13 protein-coding genes and 1 tRNA gene are annotated in these 14367 nt (G+C 69.9%); 5 read left to right on the top strand and 9 right to left on the bottom strand.

From position 1 onward, the window contains the following. Positions 1-17: 17 nt before the first annotated feature. Genes AAG689_RS20115 through AAG689_RS20105 form a run of 3 tightly spaced genes read left to right on the top strand, consistent with a single transcriptional unit; the run spans position 18 to position 2046 of the window. Entirely contained in the window at positions 18-467 is a 450-nt protein-coding gene (locus AAG689_RS20115) for a YybH family protein (RefSeq protein WP_406623477.1), read from the top strand. A 45-nt stretch (positions 468-512) separates the two neighbouring features. Further along, the gene (locus AAG689_RS20110; RefSeq protein ID WP_406623476.1) at positions 513-1511 is read left to right on the top strand and encodes a YheT family hydrolase; all 999 of its coding nucleotides are present in this window, start codon (positions 513-515) and stop codon (positions 1509-1511) included. Further along, on the top strand, positions 1504-2046 hold the full coding sequence (locus tag AAG689_RS20105; protein ID WP_406623475.1) for a DUF2946 family protein: 543 nt from the start codon (positions 1504-1506) through the stop codon (positions 2044-2046). The genes AAG689_RS20110 and AAG689_RS20105 overlap by 8 nt, the downstream gene beginning before the upstream one ends. A gap of 46 nt (positions 2047-2092) precedes the next feature. Here the strand turns inward: AAG689_RS20105 and AAG689_RS20100 are convergent, their stop codons facing one another. The 4 genes from AAG689_RS20100 to AAG689_RS20085 all read right to left on the bottom strand — a co-directional run bounded on the left by AAG689_RS20100 (position 2093) and on the right by AAG689_RS20085 (position 8682). Beyond that, positions 2093-2641, bottom strand: a complete 549-nt coding sequence (locus AAG689_RS20100; RefSeq protein WP_020227864.1) for a cytochrome c5 family protein — start codon at positions 2639-2641, stop codon at positions 2093-2095. Between the two features lie 119 nt (positions 2642-2760). Further along, entirely contained in the window at positions 2761-4161 is a 1401-nt protein-coding gene (locus tag AAG689_RS20095; protein WP_406623474.1) for an efflux transporter outer membrane subunit, read from the bottom strand. A gap of 75 nt (positions 4162-4236) precedes the next feature. Then, the gene (locus tag AAG689_RS20090; protein WP_406623473.1) at positions 4237-7383 is read right to left on the bottom strand and encodes an efflux RND transporter permease subunit; all 3147 of its coding nucleotides are present in this window, start codon (positions 7381-7383) and stop codon (positions 4237-4239) included. Between the two features lie 18 nt (positions 7384-7401). Continuing rightward, complete coding sequence (locus AAG689_RS20085; RefSeq protein ID WP_406623472.1) at positions 7402-8682, bottom strand: efflux RND transporter periplasmic adaptor subunit; 1281 nt, start codon at positions 8680-8682, stop codon at positions 7402-7404. Positions 8683-8851: 169 nt separating this feature from the next. Between AAG689_RS20085 and AAG689_RS20080 the strand changes: the two genes are divergently transcribed. Both AAG689_RS20080 and AAG689_RS20075 read left to right on the top strand, forming a co-directional pair. Beyond that, the gene (locus tag AAG689_RS20080) at positions 8852-9472 is read left to right on the top strand and encodes a TetR family transcriptional regulator (protein ID WP_406623471.1); all 621 of its coding nucleotides are present in this window, start codon (positions 8852-8854) and stop codon (positions 9470-9472) included. Positions 9473-9539: 67 nt separating this feature from the next. Continuing rightward, positions 9540-9615 (top strand) — tRNA-Arg (locus tag AAG689_RS20075). 57 nt (positions 9616-9672) lie between these two features. Here AAG689_RS20075 and AAG689_RS20070 read toward each other — a convergent pair. The 5 genes from AAG689_RS20070 to AAG689_RS20050 form a co-directional block, all read right to left on the bottom strand. After that, the gene (locus tag AAG689_RS20070) at positions 9673-10698 is read right to left on the bottom strand and encodes an Ldh family oxidoreductase (RefSeq protein ID WP_406623470.1); all 1026 of its coding nucleotides are present in this window, start codon (positions 10696-10698) and stop codon (positions 9673-9675) included. Between the two features lie 25 nt (positions 10699-10723). Then, on the bottom strand, positions 10724-11491 hold the full coding sequence (locus tag AAG689_RS20065; RefSeq protein WP_406623469.1) for a class II glutamine amidotransferase: 768 nt from the start codon (positions 11489-11491) through the stop codon (positions 10724-10726). Positions 11492-11510: 19 nt separating this feature from the next. Beyond that, positions 11511-11699 carry a 4-oxalocrotonate tautomerase gene (locus AAG689_RS20060; protein ID WP_106845018.1) on the bottom strand — a complete coding sequence of 63 codons (189 nt, stop codon included), beginning with the start codon at positions 11697-11699 and terminating at the stop codon, positions 11511-11513. Next, a complete protein-coding gene (locus AAG689_RS20055) occupies positions 11675-11845 on the bottom strand; it encodes a cysteine-rich CWC family protein (RefSeq protein ID WP_406626378.1) in 171 nt (56 codons plus the stop codon). The genes AAG689_RS20060 and AAG689_RS20055 overlap by 25 nt, the downstream gene beginning before the upstream one ends. Before the next feature lie 159 nt (positions 11846-12004). After that, the gene (locus tag AAG689_RS20050; RefSeq protein WP_406623468.1) at positions 12005-14203 is read right to left on the bottom strand and encodes a malate synthase G; all 2199 of its coding nucleotides are present in this window, start codon (positions 14201-14203) and stop codon (positions 12005-12007) included. Positions 14204-14367: the final 164 nt, after the last annotated feature.

Here is a 14367-nt window from a genome sequence, read left to right as displayed (position 1 = left end):
GGACAATCGGGGCCGCCATGACACGAACCGCGCAGCGCGCCGCCCTCTTGGCCGGCACCCCCGACGACGTCGAAACCGCGTTCTACGAAGCCCTGCAGGCGGGCGACGTGGAGCGCCTGATGGCCTGCTGGGCCGACGAGGACGAGATCGTCTGCGTGCACCCCGGCAGCGCGCGCCTGCTCGGGGCCGCCGCGATCCGTGCCGCGTTCATGGCCATGCTGGAGCAGGGTGGTCTGAACGTGCGGCCCGCGCAGGTGGTGCGCGTGCAGGCGTTGGCGAGCGCCGTGCACAGCGTGGTCGAGCATGTGCGCGTGATGCTGCCCGACGGCCCGCGCGAGGCGCTGGTCGCCGCCACCAACGTCTACCACAAGACCCCGCAGGGCTGGCGTCTCGTCGCGCACCACGCGAGCACGGGCGGGCTGCGCGAGGCCGACGCTGCGGCGCCGCCGCAGCATGTGCTGCATTGAGAGTGTTTTGGGCCTCTGGCCCTTGACAGAAAAGCGCGAGCAGCTATGAATTACGAAGCATCGGCCTGGCTGCGCGGCGGCCATGCGCAGACCATCTGGCCCGCGCTGTTCGCGCGCAGCACCTTCGGGCCCGCGCCCCGCTACCGGCGCGAGCGCTGGGACGCGCCGGACGGTGACTTCGTGGACGTGGACTTCCTGCAAGGTGGCGAGGCTGGCCCGCCGCGCCCGCTGCTGGTGCTGTTCCACGGGCTGGAGGGGTCCTCGCGCAGCCACTACGCCCTGGCCTTCGCCGACGTGGCGCGCGAGCGCGGCTGGGACTTCGCCGTGCCGCATTTCCGCGGCTGCAGCGGCGAGATCAACCGCGCGCCGCGCGCCTACCACTCGGGCGACCACGAGGAGATCGCCTGGCTGCTCGCGCGCCTGGCGCAGCGCCAGCGGGCACCTGACGGCACGCGCGCGCCGCTGTGGGCGGTGGGCGTGTCGCTGGGCGGCAATGCGCTGATGCGCTGGGCGGGCGAGTGGGGTGCCGCCGCAGCCGCCAGCGTGGACGCCGTGGCCGCCATCTGCGCGCCGCTGGACCTCGCGGCCGGCGGGCAGGCCATCGGCCGGGGCTTCAACCGGCAGGTCTACACGCGCATGTTCCTGCACACCATGGTGCCCAAGGCGCTGGCCAAGCTCGCCCAGTACCCCGGCCTGTTCGACCGTGCCGCGCTGCTGGCCGCGCGCGACCTGCACGGGTTCGACGACGTCTTCACCGCGCCCCTGCACGGCTTTCGTGATGCCGACGACTATTGGCGCCGCGCCTCCGCCAAGCCGCTGCTGCCGCAGGTGCGCGTGCCGGCGCTGGCGCTGAACGCGCGCAACGACCCCTTCGTGCCCGCCGCCAGCCTGCCGCGGCTCGGGCAGGTGGGGAGGCACGTGACGCTGTGGCAGCCGGACCACGGCGGCCACGTGGGCTTCGCGCAGGGCGCGTGGCCGGGCCACGTGCGCGGGCTGCCCGACACTGTGGCGCAGTGGCTGGTAGCACAATCCGCGCATGGATGACATCGTGAGGCAGGCCATCGCCAAGTGGCCCAACGTACCCGACTGCTATGGCTGGCTGGGGCTGGACGCGCGCGGCCAATGGTGGCTGCGCGACGAGGCCGTGCAGGCGCGCGGCGGCTTTCCGGCCGAGCGGGGCACGCTGCTGCGGCACGACGGGCTCATCGCCTTCATCCACCGCAACTACGAGCCGGACGCGCAGGGACGCTGGTTCTTCCAGAACGGGCCGCAGCGCGTCTACGTGGAGCTGGAGGCCGCGCCCCTGGTCTGGCGGCTGGAGGCCGGCGGCCCGCCCGTGGCGCACACCGGTCTGGATGCCGGCACCGTGCGCGAGTGCCTGGTGGACGAGGCCGGGCGCGTGTACCTGGCCTGCGCGGCGGGCCTGGGCCTGGTCCACAGCCTGGACGTCGGCGCCGTGGCACAGGACATCGAGCGCGGCCGCTGGCAGCCGCGCGAGGTGCAGAGCAGCGACCTGCCCGCCGCCTACAGCTTCGTGCCCAGCCCCGCGGCACGGCAGGCGCAGGCAGGCGCCCAGTAAAAAGCCGGCCACGCGGGCCGGCTTCGGAGGGCGCGGGAGCGAGGCCTCAGCCGCCCGATGCGGCGGAAGCGGCAGGCGCGGCGCCTTCGCCTTCCTGGGCGCCGGGACGGTTCGGTTCCTCGAACTTGGCGCCGGCGGCATTGGCCATGTAGGCCACGCCGCGGGCGATCTCGGTATCGTCGAAGTCGCCGCCGCCCTGGGGCGCCATGGCGCCCTTGCCCTTGAGCGCGGAATGCACCAGCGCCTCGAAGCCGGTCTGGATGCGCGGCGCCCAGGCCGCTGCGTCGCCCAGCTTGGGCGCGCCGGCCGCGCCGGTGGCGTGGCAGGCGGCGCACTGGCCCTTGTAGACCTCTTCGCCGGGACGCAGGGGGCGGTTGGCGTCACGCACTTCCACGGTGCCGATCTTCTGGATGCGCTGGGCGATGGCCAGCTCGGGGTTGCCGGAACCGGCTGCGGGCTTGTTGCCGGCGGTCACGTAGAGCACCAGTCCGATGATGGCGAAGACCGGGAGCACAAACGCAAAGATGACGGTGACCAGGAGCTGCTTGGGGTTCGTGATCGGCCCGGTGTGCGCTTCTTCGTGGGTGACGCTCATGAGATCCTCTGGTGATTGCAGTTGTAGTGGTGGGGCGGGGAAAAGAGCCCTTCATTATAGGAGGCGCTCCCGCGCCCGCCCGTTGGGGAAAACAGGCAGGCGCCCCACCTTGCGCTGCATCAGGAACGCGGTGTGGCGTTCTCTTGCGGGGCTTGTTCCGTCCACCCGCCGCCGAGGACCTTGTAGAGGACGACCTGGTTCTGCAGCTGCTGCAGCCGCGTGAGCACCAGCGACTGCTCGGTGGCGAACAGGGAGCGCTGGGCGTCCAGCAGGTCCAGGTAGCTCGCCACGCCGTTGCGGTAGCGCAGGTCGGACAGCTCCAGCCGCTTGGCGTCGGACTGGGCCTGCGCGCGCTGTGCGTCCAGCTGTTCCTGCAGCGTGGCCTGGCCGGCCAGCGCGTCGGAGACTTCGCGGAAGGCCGTCTGGATGGACTTCTCGTACTGCGCCACGGCGATCTCGCGCCCTGCGCGCGCGGCTTCCAGGTTGGCCTGGTTGCGGCCGGCATCGAAGAGCGGCAGCGCCAGCTGCGGCGCGAGCGAAAAGGCCCAGGAGCCGCCCTTGAACAGGCCCGACAGCTCGTCGCTCACCGTGCCGAACTGCGCCGTGAGCGACACGCGCGGGAAGAACGCCGCGCGCGCCGCGCCGATGTTGGCATTGGCGCCGATCAGCTGCTGCTCGGCCATGCGGATGTCCGGGCGGCGCACCAGCAGGTCCGAGGGCAGGCCCGCGGGCAGCGGCTGCATGGGCACGGCCTCGGCCAGGCGGGCCGAAGGCAGGCTGGCGCGGATGTCGTCGGGCAGCGCTTGGCCCAGCAGCAGGACCAGGGCGTTCTCGTCCAGCATGCGCTGGCGCTGCTGCTGCGCATAGGTGGCGCGCGCGGCCTGCGCGAGGCTCAGCGCCTGGCTGTTGTCCAGCTCGGAGCTCACGCCGTTTTCCAGGCGCAGGCGCGTGAGCTTGACCGATTCCTCGCGCGTGGCCAGGGTGCGGCGGGAGATGTCCAGCAGCTCCTCGTCGGCCATCAGCGTGAGCCAACCGGAGGCCACGGCGGCCACCAGGCTGATCTGCGCCGACTTGCGCGCCTCCTCGGTGGCCAGGTACTGGGCCAGCGCCTGTTCCTTGAGGGCCGCGATGCGGCCGAAGAAGTCGATCTCCCAGGCGGTGATGCCCAGGCCGACCTGGAACAGGTTGGTGTATTCGCCCGTGGCGGTGCTGGGCTGGCGCGTGCCGCTGGCGATGGCGTTCACCGTGGGGTACTGCCCCGCGCGCTGGATCTGGAACTGCGCGCGCGCCTGCTCCACGTTGAGCATGGCCACGCGCAGGTCGCGGTTGTTGCCCAGGGCGACGCCGATGAGGCGCTGCAGACGCGGGTCGCTGAAGTATTCCTTCCAGTCGATGTCCGCCGCGGCGCGGGCCGTGGCCGGCACATCGGCGCCGGCCAGCGCATAGGCCTGCGGCACCGGTGCGGCGGGGCGCTCGTAGGTGGGGATGAAGCTGCAGCCCGCCAGCAGCGCCGCTGCCATCAGGGGGAGAGGGCGCGCGCGCGGTGCGCTTGGGAAGTGTGGTGCTTGTGCATGTGTGGTTCTCCGGCCTGCATGTCATGCCTCGCTGCGGTGCTGCAGGGCCTGCTTGGCGTCGTGCTCGCGCTGGCGCTCGCTGCCCTTGAAGAAGCTGCGCACCACCACGAAGAACACGGGCACGAAGATCACGGCCAGCAGGGTGCCGGTGATCATGCCGCCGATCACGCCGGTGCCGATGGCGCGCTGGCTGGCCGAGCTGGCGCCCGTCGCCAGGAACAGCGGCAGCACGCCCAGCGTGAAGGCCAGCGAGGTCATGATGATGGGGCGGAAGCGCAGGTGGGCCGCTTCCAGCGCCGCATCGATCACGTTCTTGCCCGAGGCCTGCAGGTCCTTGGCGAACTCGATGATCAGGATGGCGTTCTTCGCCGACAGGCCGATGATGGTCACCAGGCCGATCTGGAAGTACACGTCGTTGGACATGCCGCGCAGCAGCGTGGCCAGCAGCACGCCCAGCACGCCCAGCGGCACCACCAGCAGCACCGAGAACGGGATGGACCAGCTCTCGTAGAGCGCGGCCAGGCACAGGAACACGGCCAGCAGCGAGAACGCGTACAGCACCATGGCCTGCGAGCCGGCCAGCTTTTCTTCGCGCGACTGGCCCGTCCATTCGAAGCCGAAGCCTTCGGGCAACTGGGCCGCGAGGCGCTCCATCTCGGCCATCGCGTCGCCCGTGCTGAAGCCGGGGGCGGCGTCGCCTGCGATCTTCATCGAGGGGTAGCCGTTATAGCGCACGGTCTGCATGGCGCCGGTGATCCAGCGCGTGGACGCGAACGTGGACAGCGGCACCACCTGGCCCTTGCTGTTGAGCACGGGCAGGTCGAGCACGGCCTCGGGCTGCATGCGCGCATGCGCGTCGGCCTGCACCACGACGCGCTGCAGGCGGCCCTGGTTCGGGAAGTCGTTGATGTACGACGAGCCGAGCGCCGTGGACAGCGCGCTGCTGATCGCGTCGAACGACACGCCCAGGGCGTTGGCCTTGTCGCGGTCGATGTCGATCTGCATCTGCGGCGCATCCTCCATGCCGTCGGGGCGCACGCCGGCGAGCACCTTGCTCTGCGCGGCCATGCCGAGCAGCTGGTTGCGCGCGCCCACGAGCGCGTCGTGACCCTTGGAGCCCCGGTCCTGCAGGCGGAAGGTGAAGCCCGTGGCGGTGCCCAGCTCGGGGATGGGCGGCGGGCTCAGCGCGAAGATGAACGCGTCGCGGTAGCCCGCGAGCGCGCCCATGGCGCGGCCCGCGATGGCGCTGGCCGAATGTTCGGAGCCGGCACGCTCGCTCCAGTCCTTGAGCGTCATGAACGCCAGGCCCGCGTTCTGCCCCTGGCCCGAGAACGAGAAGCCCGCCACCGTAACGATGTTGTTCACCTCGGGCTGCTTCAGGGCGAACTGCTCGACCTGCGTCAGCGCCGCGCGCGTGCGCTCCAGCGATGCGCCCGCGGGCAGCTGGATGTTGGTGATCAGGTAGCCCTGGTCTTCGTTGGGCAGGAACGAGGTGGGCAGGCGCGTGTAGACGATGGCCACCGCGCCGACCAACGCCGCGTAGATGACCGCCATGCGTCCGCCGCGGCGCACCAGCTTGCTCAGGCCCGACTCGTAGCGGTGCGTGGTGCTCTTGAACCCGCGGTTGAACCAGCCGAAGAAGCCCTTCTTCTCATGGTGGTCCTCGGAGACGGGCTTGAGCAGCGTGCCGCACAGCGCGGGCGTGAGCGACAGCGCCAGGAACGCGGAGAACGCGATCGACGTGGCCATGGTGGCCGCGAACTGGCGGTAGATGTTGCCCGTGGAGCCCGCGAAGAACGCCAGCGGCACGAACACCGAGATCAGCACCACGGTCACGCCGACGATGGCGCCAGAGATCTGGCCCATGGCCTTGCGCGTGGCCTGCAGCGGCGGCAGGCCTTCCTCGCTCATGATGCGCTCGACGTTCTCGACCACCACGATGGCGTCGTCCACCACGATGCCGATCACCAGCACCATGCCGAACATGGTCAGCACGTTGATCGAGAAGCCCATCGCCAGCAGCGCGCCGAACGTGCCCAGCAGCGCCACGGGCACCACGATGGTCGGGATGATGGTGTAGCGGAAGTTCTGCAGGAACAGGAACATCACCAGGAACACCAGCGCCACGGCTTCGAGCAGCGTGTGCACCACCTTCTCGATGGACACCGACACGAACACCGAGGTGTCGTACGGAATGGTGGACTTCACGCCCTGCGGGTAGTACCGCTGCAGGTCGGCCAGCTTGGCCTTCACGGCCTTGGCCGTGGCCAGCGCGTTGGCGGTGGGGGTGAGCTGCACGCCCATGCCCACGGCGGGAGCGCCGTTCAGGCGCGCGCTGGTGCTGTAGCTCTGCGCGCCCAGCTCGATGCGCGCCACGTCGCGCAGCCGCACGGTGGAGCCGTCGGTGTTGGCGCGCAGCACGATGTTGCCGAACTGCTCGGTGGTGGAGAGCTGGCCCTGCACCACGATGGTGGCCGTCGTCGTCTGCCCCTCGGCGCTGGGCAGGTCGCCCAGGTTGCCGGCGGACACCTGCAGGTTCTGCGCACGGATGGCAGCGCCCACCTGGTCTTGCGACAGGTTGAAGCCCTTGAGCTTGGCCGGGTCGATCCAGACGCGCATCGCGCGCTCGGAGCCGAACTGCGTGACCGAGCCCACGCCCGGCAGGCGCTGCAGCTCGGGCACGACGTTGCGCGCGGCGTAGTCGTTGAGCGCGTCGATGGACACGTCGGGCGTCTCGGACGTGAGCATGGAGAACAGCAGGAAGTTCGAGCGCGACTTCTCGACGCGCACGCCCTGCTGCACCACGGCCGCCGGCAGGCGCGGGGTGGCGCGCGAGAGGCGGTTTTGCACATCGACCTGCGCCAGGTCGTCGTTGGTGCCCGGCTCGAAGCTCAGCACGATCGAGCCTGTGCCGTTGGCCTGGGCCGTGGCTTCCATGTAGGCCAGGCCCGGCGAGCCGTTCATCTCGCGCTCGATGACGGCGAGCACCGAGTCCTCCAGCGTCTGGGCGGTCGCACCGGGGTAGGCCACAGACACCTGGATGGTCGGCGGCGCCACGGCGGGGTACTGCGCGATGGGCAGCTGGGTGATCGAGACGGCGCCGATCACCATGATGAAGATTGCGATCACCCACGCGAAGATGGGGCGCTCGATGAAGAACTTGGCCATGTGCCGCGCTCCTGGTTCTTATTTCTTATTGCTTGGCCGGCGCGGCATTGCCCGGGCTGGCGGCGGAGGCGGAGCGGCCGGCGCCTTGGCGCCGCCGTTGCCCTGCCACGGCACGGGCTTGACCACGACCGGATCGCCGGGCTTGCCGCGCGGCAGCTTCTGGAAGCCGTCGACCATCACCTGTTCGCCGGCCTTCAGGCCGTCGAGCACCACCCAGTTCGAGCCCTGGCTGGGGCCGAGCTTGACGGGGCGCGGCGCGACGTTGCCGCCTTCGCCCACCACCATCACCGTATCGGTCTGGCCGGAGCGCGTGACTGCCTGCTGGGGCAGCAGGATGCCACCCGCCACCTGCGCCTGTTCCAGGCGCACGCGCACGTACAGGCCGGGCAGCAGCGCGCGCTCGGGGTTGGGCACCTCGGCGCGCAGCGTGACCTGGCCGCTGGTCGGGTCCACCGTGAGGTCGGTGAACAGCAGGCGGCCCTGGTGCTGGTAGACGCTGCCGTCTTCCAGCACCACGCTCACGTTCGCGGCGTTGGCGCCGGCCTGCTTGTACTTGCCGCCGGCCATGGCCTTGCGCAGCTTGAGCGCATCGGCCGCCGACTGCGTGAAGTTGATGTAGAGCGGGTCGATCTGCTGGATCACCGCGAGCTCGGTCGCGGTGCCCTGGCCGACCAGCGCGCCCTCGGTCACCAGCGCGCGGCCGATGCGCCCGGAGATGGGCGCGGTGACGGAGGCGTAGCCCAGGTTGATGTTGGCCGTCGTCACGGCGGCCTTGGCGGCCGCCACGTTGGCCTCGGCCGTCTTCTGCGCGGCCACGGCGTTGTCGTATTCCTGCTTGCTGATGGCGTTCACCGCCACCAGGGGGCGGTAGCGCTCGGCCAGCGCCCGGCTCTGCACCAGGTTGGCCTCGGCCTGGGCCACGCTGGCCTGCGCCTGGGCCACGGTGGCCTGGTAGGGCGCGCTGTCGATCTGGAACAGCTTCTGGCCGGCTTTCACGTCGCTTCCCTCGTTGAACAGGCGCTTTTGCACGATGCCCGCGGCGCGTGCGCGCACCTCGGCGACGCGCGAGGCCTCCAGCCGGCCCGGCAACTCGGTCACCAGGCCCACGTCGCCCGGCTGCACGGTGACGACGCCCACTTCCGGTGCCGGTGGCGGTCCGCCCGCGCCTGCGGGGGCGGCGTCCTTCTTGCCGCAGGCGCTGAGCGCGAGCACGGCGGCGAGGACGATCGACAGCGCCGTCGCCGGGGGGCGCTGGAAGCGGCTGACAGGGCGGGCTTTCTCGTTGTTCGAACGGGGCATGGGAGTCCTTTGGCTGGCAGATGCGTTGGGTGCCGTGACGGGCAGGTGCGAGATGCTCGCATCGTCGAGTGACAGTTGCACAAGGGAGGGCATTATATATACATCCATGAATGTATAATTGCGGATCGGCTGCAGTGATGGCTGCAGCGCTTTTTCCGGGAGACCCGCCATGGCACGACGCACCAAGGAAGACGCAGATGCTACGCGCAATGGCCTGCTGGACGCCGCCGAACTCGTTTTCTACGAAAAGGGCGTGGCGCGCGCATCGCTCAACGAGATCGCCCAGGCGGCGGGCGCCACGCGGGGCGCCATCTACTGGCACTTCAAGGACAAGGTGGACCTGTTCAACGCGATGATGGACCGCGTCACCCTGCCGCTCGAGGAGGCCTGCAACGCCGGCGAGGCGCTGGCGCCCCAGGCACCACTGCAGCGGCTGCGCTCCGTGGTCGAGCGGCTGCTCGGCATCATCGAAAGCAACGCGCACGCGCGGCGCGTCTTCGAGATCGCGATGTACCGCGTGGAATACGTCAGCGAGCTCAGCGGCGTGCGCGAGCGGCACCTGGCCGCACACGCGCGCTTCCAGGCCCTGGTGGAGCAGGACCTGCGCCTCGCGGCCGAGGAAGCGGCGCTGGCGCTGCCCATGGATATTGCCGCGGCGGCGCGGGGCCTGCATGCCCTGTTCGACGGCCTTCTGCAGTCGTGGATCCTCGGCAACGCGGACTTCGACCTGCGGGCGACCGGCCTGGCGGCGATCGAGGCCTACCTGCGCGGGCTTGGCTTTCGGGTGTAGTACGCCGTGCGATAATGCCCAGCTTGTCCGCACTGCCCGCCCAGGGCAGCTGCACGAATCTTTGCCAGCGGCTGTAGCTCAGTGGATAGAGTATTGGCCTCCGAAGCCAAGGGTCGTGGGTTCGATCCCCGCCAGCCGCGCCACATTCCCCCTGTTGGCAAACCATCCTGCGAGCCCGCGTCCGTGCGGGCTCGGCCGTTTCAGCCTGCCAGGGCCAGGATTTCCTCGTACAGCGCACGCGGCACCGCCGCGCCTTCGGCCAGGCTGCGCTGGCGTGCCGCGTAGCGCCGCTGCGAAGGCAGGCGCGCGCCCTGGCCGGTGATGGCGGCGAACAGCTGCTCGGCGCGCTGCTGGTGCGCGGCGGGGTCGCCGCCGCTGAGGCGGACGGGGTCGAAGGCCAGCACCAGTTCGCCATGGCAGGGCGCGGCGCCCGCGCCCTCGTCGAAGGCCAGCGATTCCTGGCTCATCCAGTCCCCGATCAGCGCCCCGGCCATCAGCTCGACCATGGCCGACAGCGCCGAGCCCTTGTGGCCGCCGAAGGCCAGCATGGCGCCCTGCGCTACGGCGACGGGATCGGTACTGGGCCGGCCCTGGGCATCGACGCCGCAGCCCTCGGGCAGGGGCGTGCCGGCGCGGCGGTGCAGTTCGAGGTCGCCGCGGGCGATGGCGCTGGTGGCGAAGTCGAAGACGAACGGATGCGGCCCCGGGCGCGGCCATCCGAAGGCGATGGGGTTGGTGCCGAACACCGGCTGGCGCCCGCCGGCGGGGGCCACCCAGGCGTGGCTGGGCGTGAGCGCGAGCGCGGCCAGGCCATGGCCGGTGACGGCTTCGACCTCCGGCCACAGCGCGGAAAAATGGAAGCAGTGGCGGATGACCAGCGCGCCCACGCCCTGGGTGCGCGCTGCCTCCACCAGCGCGGGCAGGCCGCGTTCGAAGGCCAGCGGAGAAAAGCCGTAGCGTGCATCGACCTGCACCACGGCCCCGCCGGTGGCCGCGACCGCCGGCTCGGCCTGCAGGTCCACCTTGCCGGCGCGGATGGTCTGGGCGCAGGTGACGAGGCGGTAGACGCCGTGCGACTGGCAGTCGTCGCGCTGCCCGGCCACGACGGTGCGGGCCATGGCCTCGGCATGGGGCCGCGACAGGCCCTGGCGCAGCAGCACGCGGCACGCGAGGTCCTGCAGTTCTGCGAGGGGGATGCGCACGGAATCGGTGGAGGTGGTGGTCATGTGGAGGGGTGAGGGTGGGGCGGCGTCAGCCCGCCTGGCACGCGCCGTCCACGAACACGCGCATCTCTCCTGACTGGAAGGCGGTCCACTGTTCGTTGGACGTGAGCGGCGCCGTGACCACCACGGCCACCTTGTCGGCCGGCGTGGTGTGGCTGGAGAAGTCCACGCACAGGTCTTCGTCGCACAGCTGCGCCTGCGCGAAAGGGTGGCGGCGTTCGATGTAGTACAGGTGCGTGGAGGCGTGCGCCCACAGCGCCTGGCCGTTGGAGAGCAGGAAGTTGAACGTGCCGTGCGGCGCGATGCGCGCGGCCAGCTCGCGCAGCGTGAGCGTCAGCTCGTCGATGCTCGGCATGCCCGCGTGGGACTTCGAGAGCTCTTGCATGATCCAGCAGAACACGTGCTCGCTGTCGGTCGTGCCCACGGGGTGGAAGTGGGCGTGCAGGCGCGGGCGGAAGTCCTTCAGGTCGCCGTTGTGCGCGAACACCCAGTAGCGGCCCCACAGCTCGCGCACAAAGGGGTGGCAGTTCTCCAGCGTGACCACACCCTGCGTGGCCTTGCGGATGTGGGCGATGACGTTGCGGCTCTTGATGGGGTAGCGGCGGATCAGCTCGGCCACGGGCGAGTCCACGGCGCGTTCGTGGTCCACGAAGTGGCGCAGGCCGCGCCCCTCGAAGAAGGCGATGCCCCAGCCGTCGGTGTGGTCGGCCGTGTTGCCCGCGCGCTGCGCGAACCCGCGGAAGCTGAAGGTCACGTCCGTCGGGGTGTTGGCATTCATGCCGAGCAGCTGGCACATGGGGCGGCGCCTCGGTTCCTTACTGGCGGTCGAGCCAGAGCTTGCCGCCCGTGGCCCAGTTCTCGCGCTTCACGTCGGTGATGAGGATGTCCACCGATTCGGGCGAGCCGCCCAGGACTTCGACGCTGACGCGGGTGATCTCTTCGGCCAGCTTGCGCTTCTGTTCGACGGTGCGGCCTTCCATCATTTCGATGTGGTAGGTGGGCATGGGGGCTCCTGTGGATGGGGATCGGGAATCATATCGGCGGCACAGCGCGGACAGAGGCACGCGCGGCCGCGTTCTTCGGGCGGCACGCGCGCCAGCGCCGTGCGGGAGACCGGCTGCGCCATGCACCAGCATTCCCCGGCGGGCAGCCCCGCCGTGATGGCGCAGGCGTTGGACTGGCCGCACAGCGGGCAGCGCGTGGTGTCGATGGCGGTCATGTGCCCAGTGTAGGAAACACAACGGCGCCCGCAGGCACCGTTATGAGTCAAATCGGCCTCCGGCGCTTGTGTATCAAGCGCCGGAAGCTATCAAATTTGACCAGCCTTGACCTTCAGGCGCCAGGCGTGCAGCAGCGGCTCGGTGTAGCCGCTGGGCTGTTCCACGCCCTTGAACACCAGCTCGCACGCGGCCTGGTACGCGGCGGATTCGCTGAAGCGCCCGGCCATCTTCTGGTAGAGCGCGTCGCCCGCGTTCTGCTGGTCCACCTTGGCGGCCATGCGCTCGAAGGTCTCGCGCACCTGGGCTTCGGTCACCACGCCGTGCAGCAGCCAGTTGGCCACGTGCTGGGCGGAGATGCGCAGCGTGGCGCGGTCTTCCATCAGGCCCACGTCGTGGATGTCGGGCACCTTGGAGCAGCCCACGCCCTGGTCCACCCAGCGCACCACGTAGCCCAGGATGCCCTGGATGTTGTTGTCCAGCTCCTGCTGCTTCTCGGCGTCGCTCCAGCTCGGGTTGGCACTCACGGGCACGGTGAGCAGGCCGGTCAGCAGGTTGTCGCGCTCGGCGTCGGCGTCGGTCTTTTCCAGCTCGGCCTGGATGTCGCTCACCTTCACCTGGTGGTAGTGCAGCGCGTGCAGCGTGGCGCCCGTGGGGCTGGGCACCCAGGCGGTGTTGGCACCGGCCTTGGGGTGGGCGATCTTCTGCTCCAGCATGGCCTTCATCAGGTCGGGCATGGCCCACATGCCCTTGCCGATCTGGGCCTTGCCGCGCAGGCCCATCGACAGGCCCACGAGCACGTTGTTCTTCTCGTACGCCTGGATCCAGGCGCTGGTCTTCATGTCGCCCTTGCGGATCATCGGGCCGGCGCGCATGGCGGTGTGCATCTCGTCGCCCGTGCGGTCCAGGAAGCCGGTGTTGATGAACGCCACGCGCGCCGGGGCGGCGGCGATGCAGGCCTTGAGGTTCACCGAGGTGCGGCGCTCCTCGTCCATGATGCCCAGCTTGACGGTGTTGGCGGGCAGGCCCAGCACCTGCTCCACGCGGCTGAACAGCTCGTTGGCGAAAGTCACTTCGGCCGGGCCGTGCATCTTGGGCTTGACGATGTAGACGCTGCCGGTGCGGCTGTTCTTGATGCCGCCCGCGCCGTTGCCCTTGAGGTCGTGGATGGCGATGGCGGTGGTGACCACGGCGTCCAGGATGCCCTCGGGGATTTCCTTGCCTTCCGCGCCCCAGAGGATCGCGGGGTTGGTCATCAGGTGGCCCACGTTGCGCACGAACATCAGCGAGCGGCCGTGCAGCTTCACGGGCTTGCCGTCGGCGCCCGTGTATTCGCGGTCGGCGTTCAGGCCGCGCGTGACGGTCTTGCCGCCCTTGTCGAACGACTCGGTCAGCGTGCCCTTGAGGATGCCCAGCCAGTTGCCGTAGCCCAGCACCTTGTCCTCGGCATCGACGGCGGCCACGGAGTCCTCCAGGTCGAGGATGGTGGACAGGGCCGCTTCCACCACTACGTCGGCCACGCCCGCCGCGTCGGTCTTGCCGATGGGCGTGTTCTTGTCGATGCGGATGTCGATGTGCAGGCCGTTGTGCACCAGCAGCACCGAGGAGGGCGCGGAGGCATCGCCCTGGTAGCCCACGAACTGCGCGGCGTCTTTCAGGCTGGTCGTGGCGCCATCCTTGAGCGCGACGGCCAGCTTGCCGCCCTCCACCTTGTAGCCGGCGGCGTCCTTGTGCGAGCCGCTGGCGAGCGGCGCGGCCTGGTCGAGGAAGTCGCGCGCGAACGCGATCACCTTGTCGCCGCGCACCGGGTTGTAGCCCTTGCCCTTCTCCGCGCCGCCTTCCTCGCCGATCACGTCGGTGCCGTAGAGCGCGTCATACAGCGAGCCCCAGCGCGCGTTGGCGGCGTTCAGCGCATAGCGCGCGTTCAGGATCGGCACCACCAGCTGCGGGCCGGCCTGGATCGCCAGCTCGGCGTCCACGTTGGCCGTGGTGGCCTGTGCGCCCTTGGGCGGCTCCACCAGGTAGCCGATGCGCGTGAGGAAGTTGCGGTAGCCCGCCATGTCCTTGATCGGGCCGGGGTTGGCCTGGTGCCAGGTGTCCAGTTCCTTCTGCAGCCGGTCGCGCTCGGCCAGCAGAGCGGCGTTCTTGGGCGCGAGGTCGGCCACGATGGCGTCGAAGCCCTTCCAGAACGCGGCGCTGTCCACGCCGGTGCCGGGCAGCACCTGCTCGTTGATGAAAGTGTGCAGTTCGTTGGCCACCTGCAGGCCGTGGACTTGGGTACGTGCGGTCATGGGAAAACCCCCTAGCGGTGAATTGACAAAGCCGTGGCCCGGGCAGCGGGCCTTGAGAAGCACTGTATTAGAAATATTTCCATTAATAAATTGCGCGAATATCTCTAAACCAATGACTTTTTTGCAAAGATTGGCGACACTGCGGTTGCTGCGCCGGAAATTCG

It is taken from the genome of Acidovorax sp. SDU_ACID1 (assembly GCF_045291395.1).
Lineage (GTDB): Bacteria > Pseudomonadota > Gammaproteobacteria > Burkholderiales > Burkholderiaceae_C > MR-S7.
This window is presented reverse-complemented; position numbering and strand designations above follow the sequence as displayed.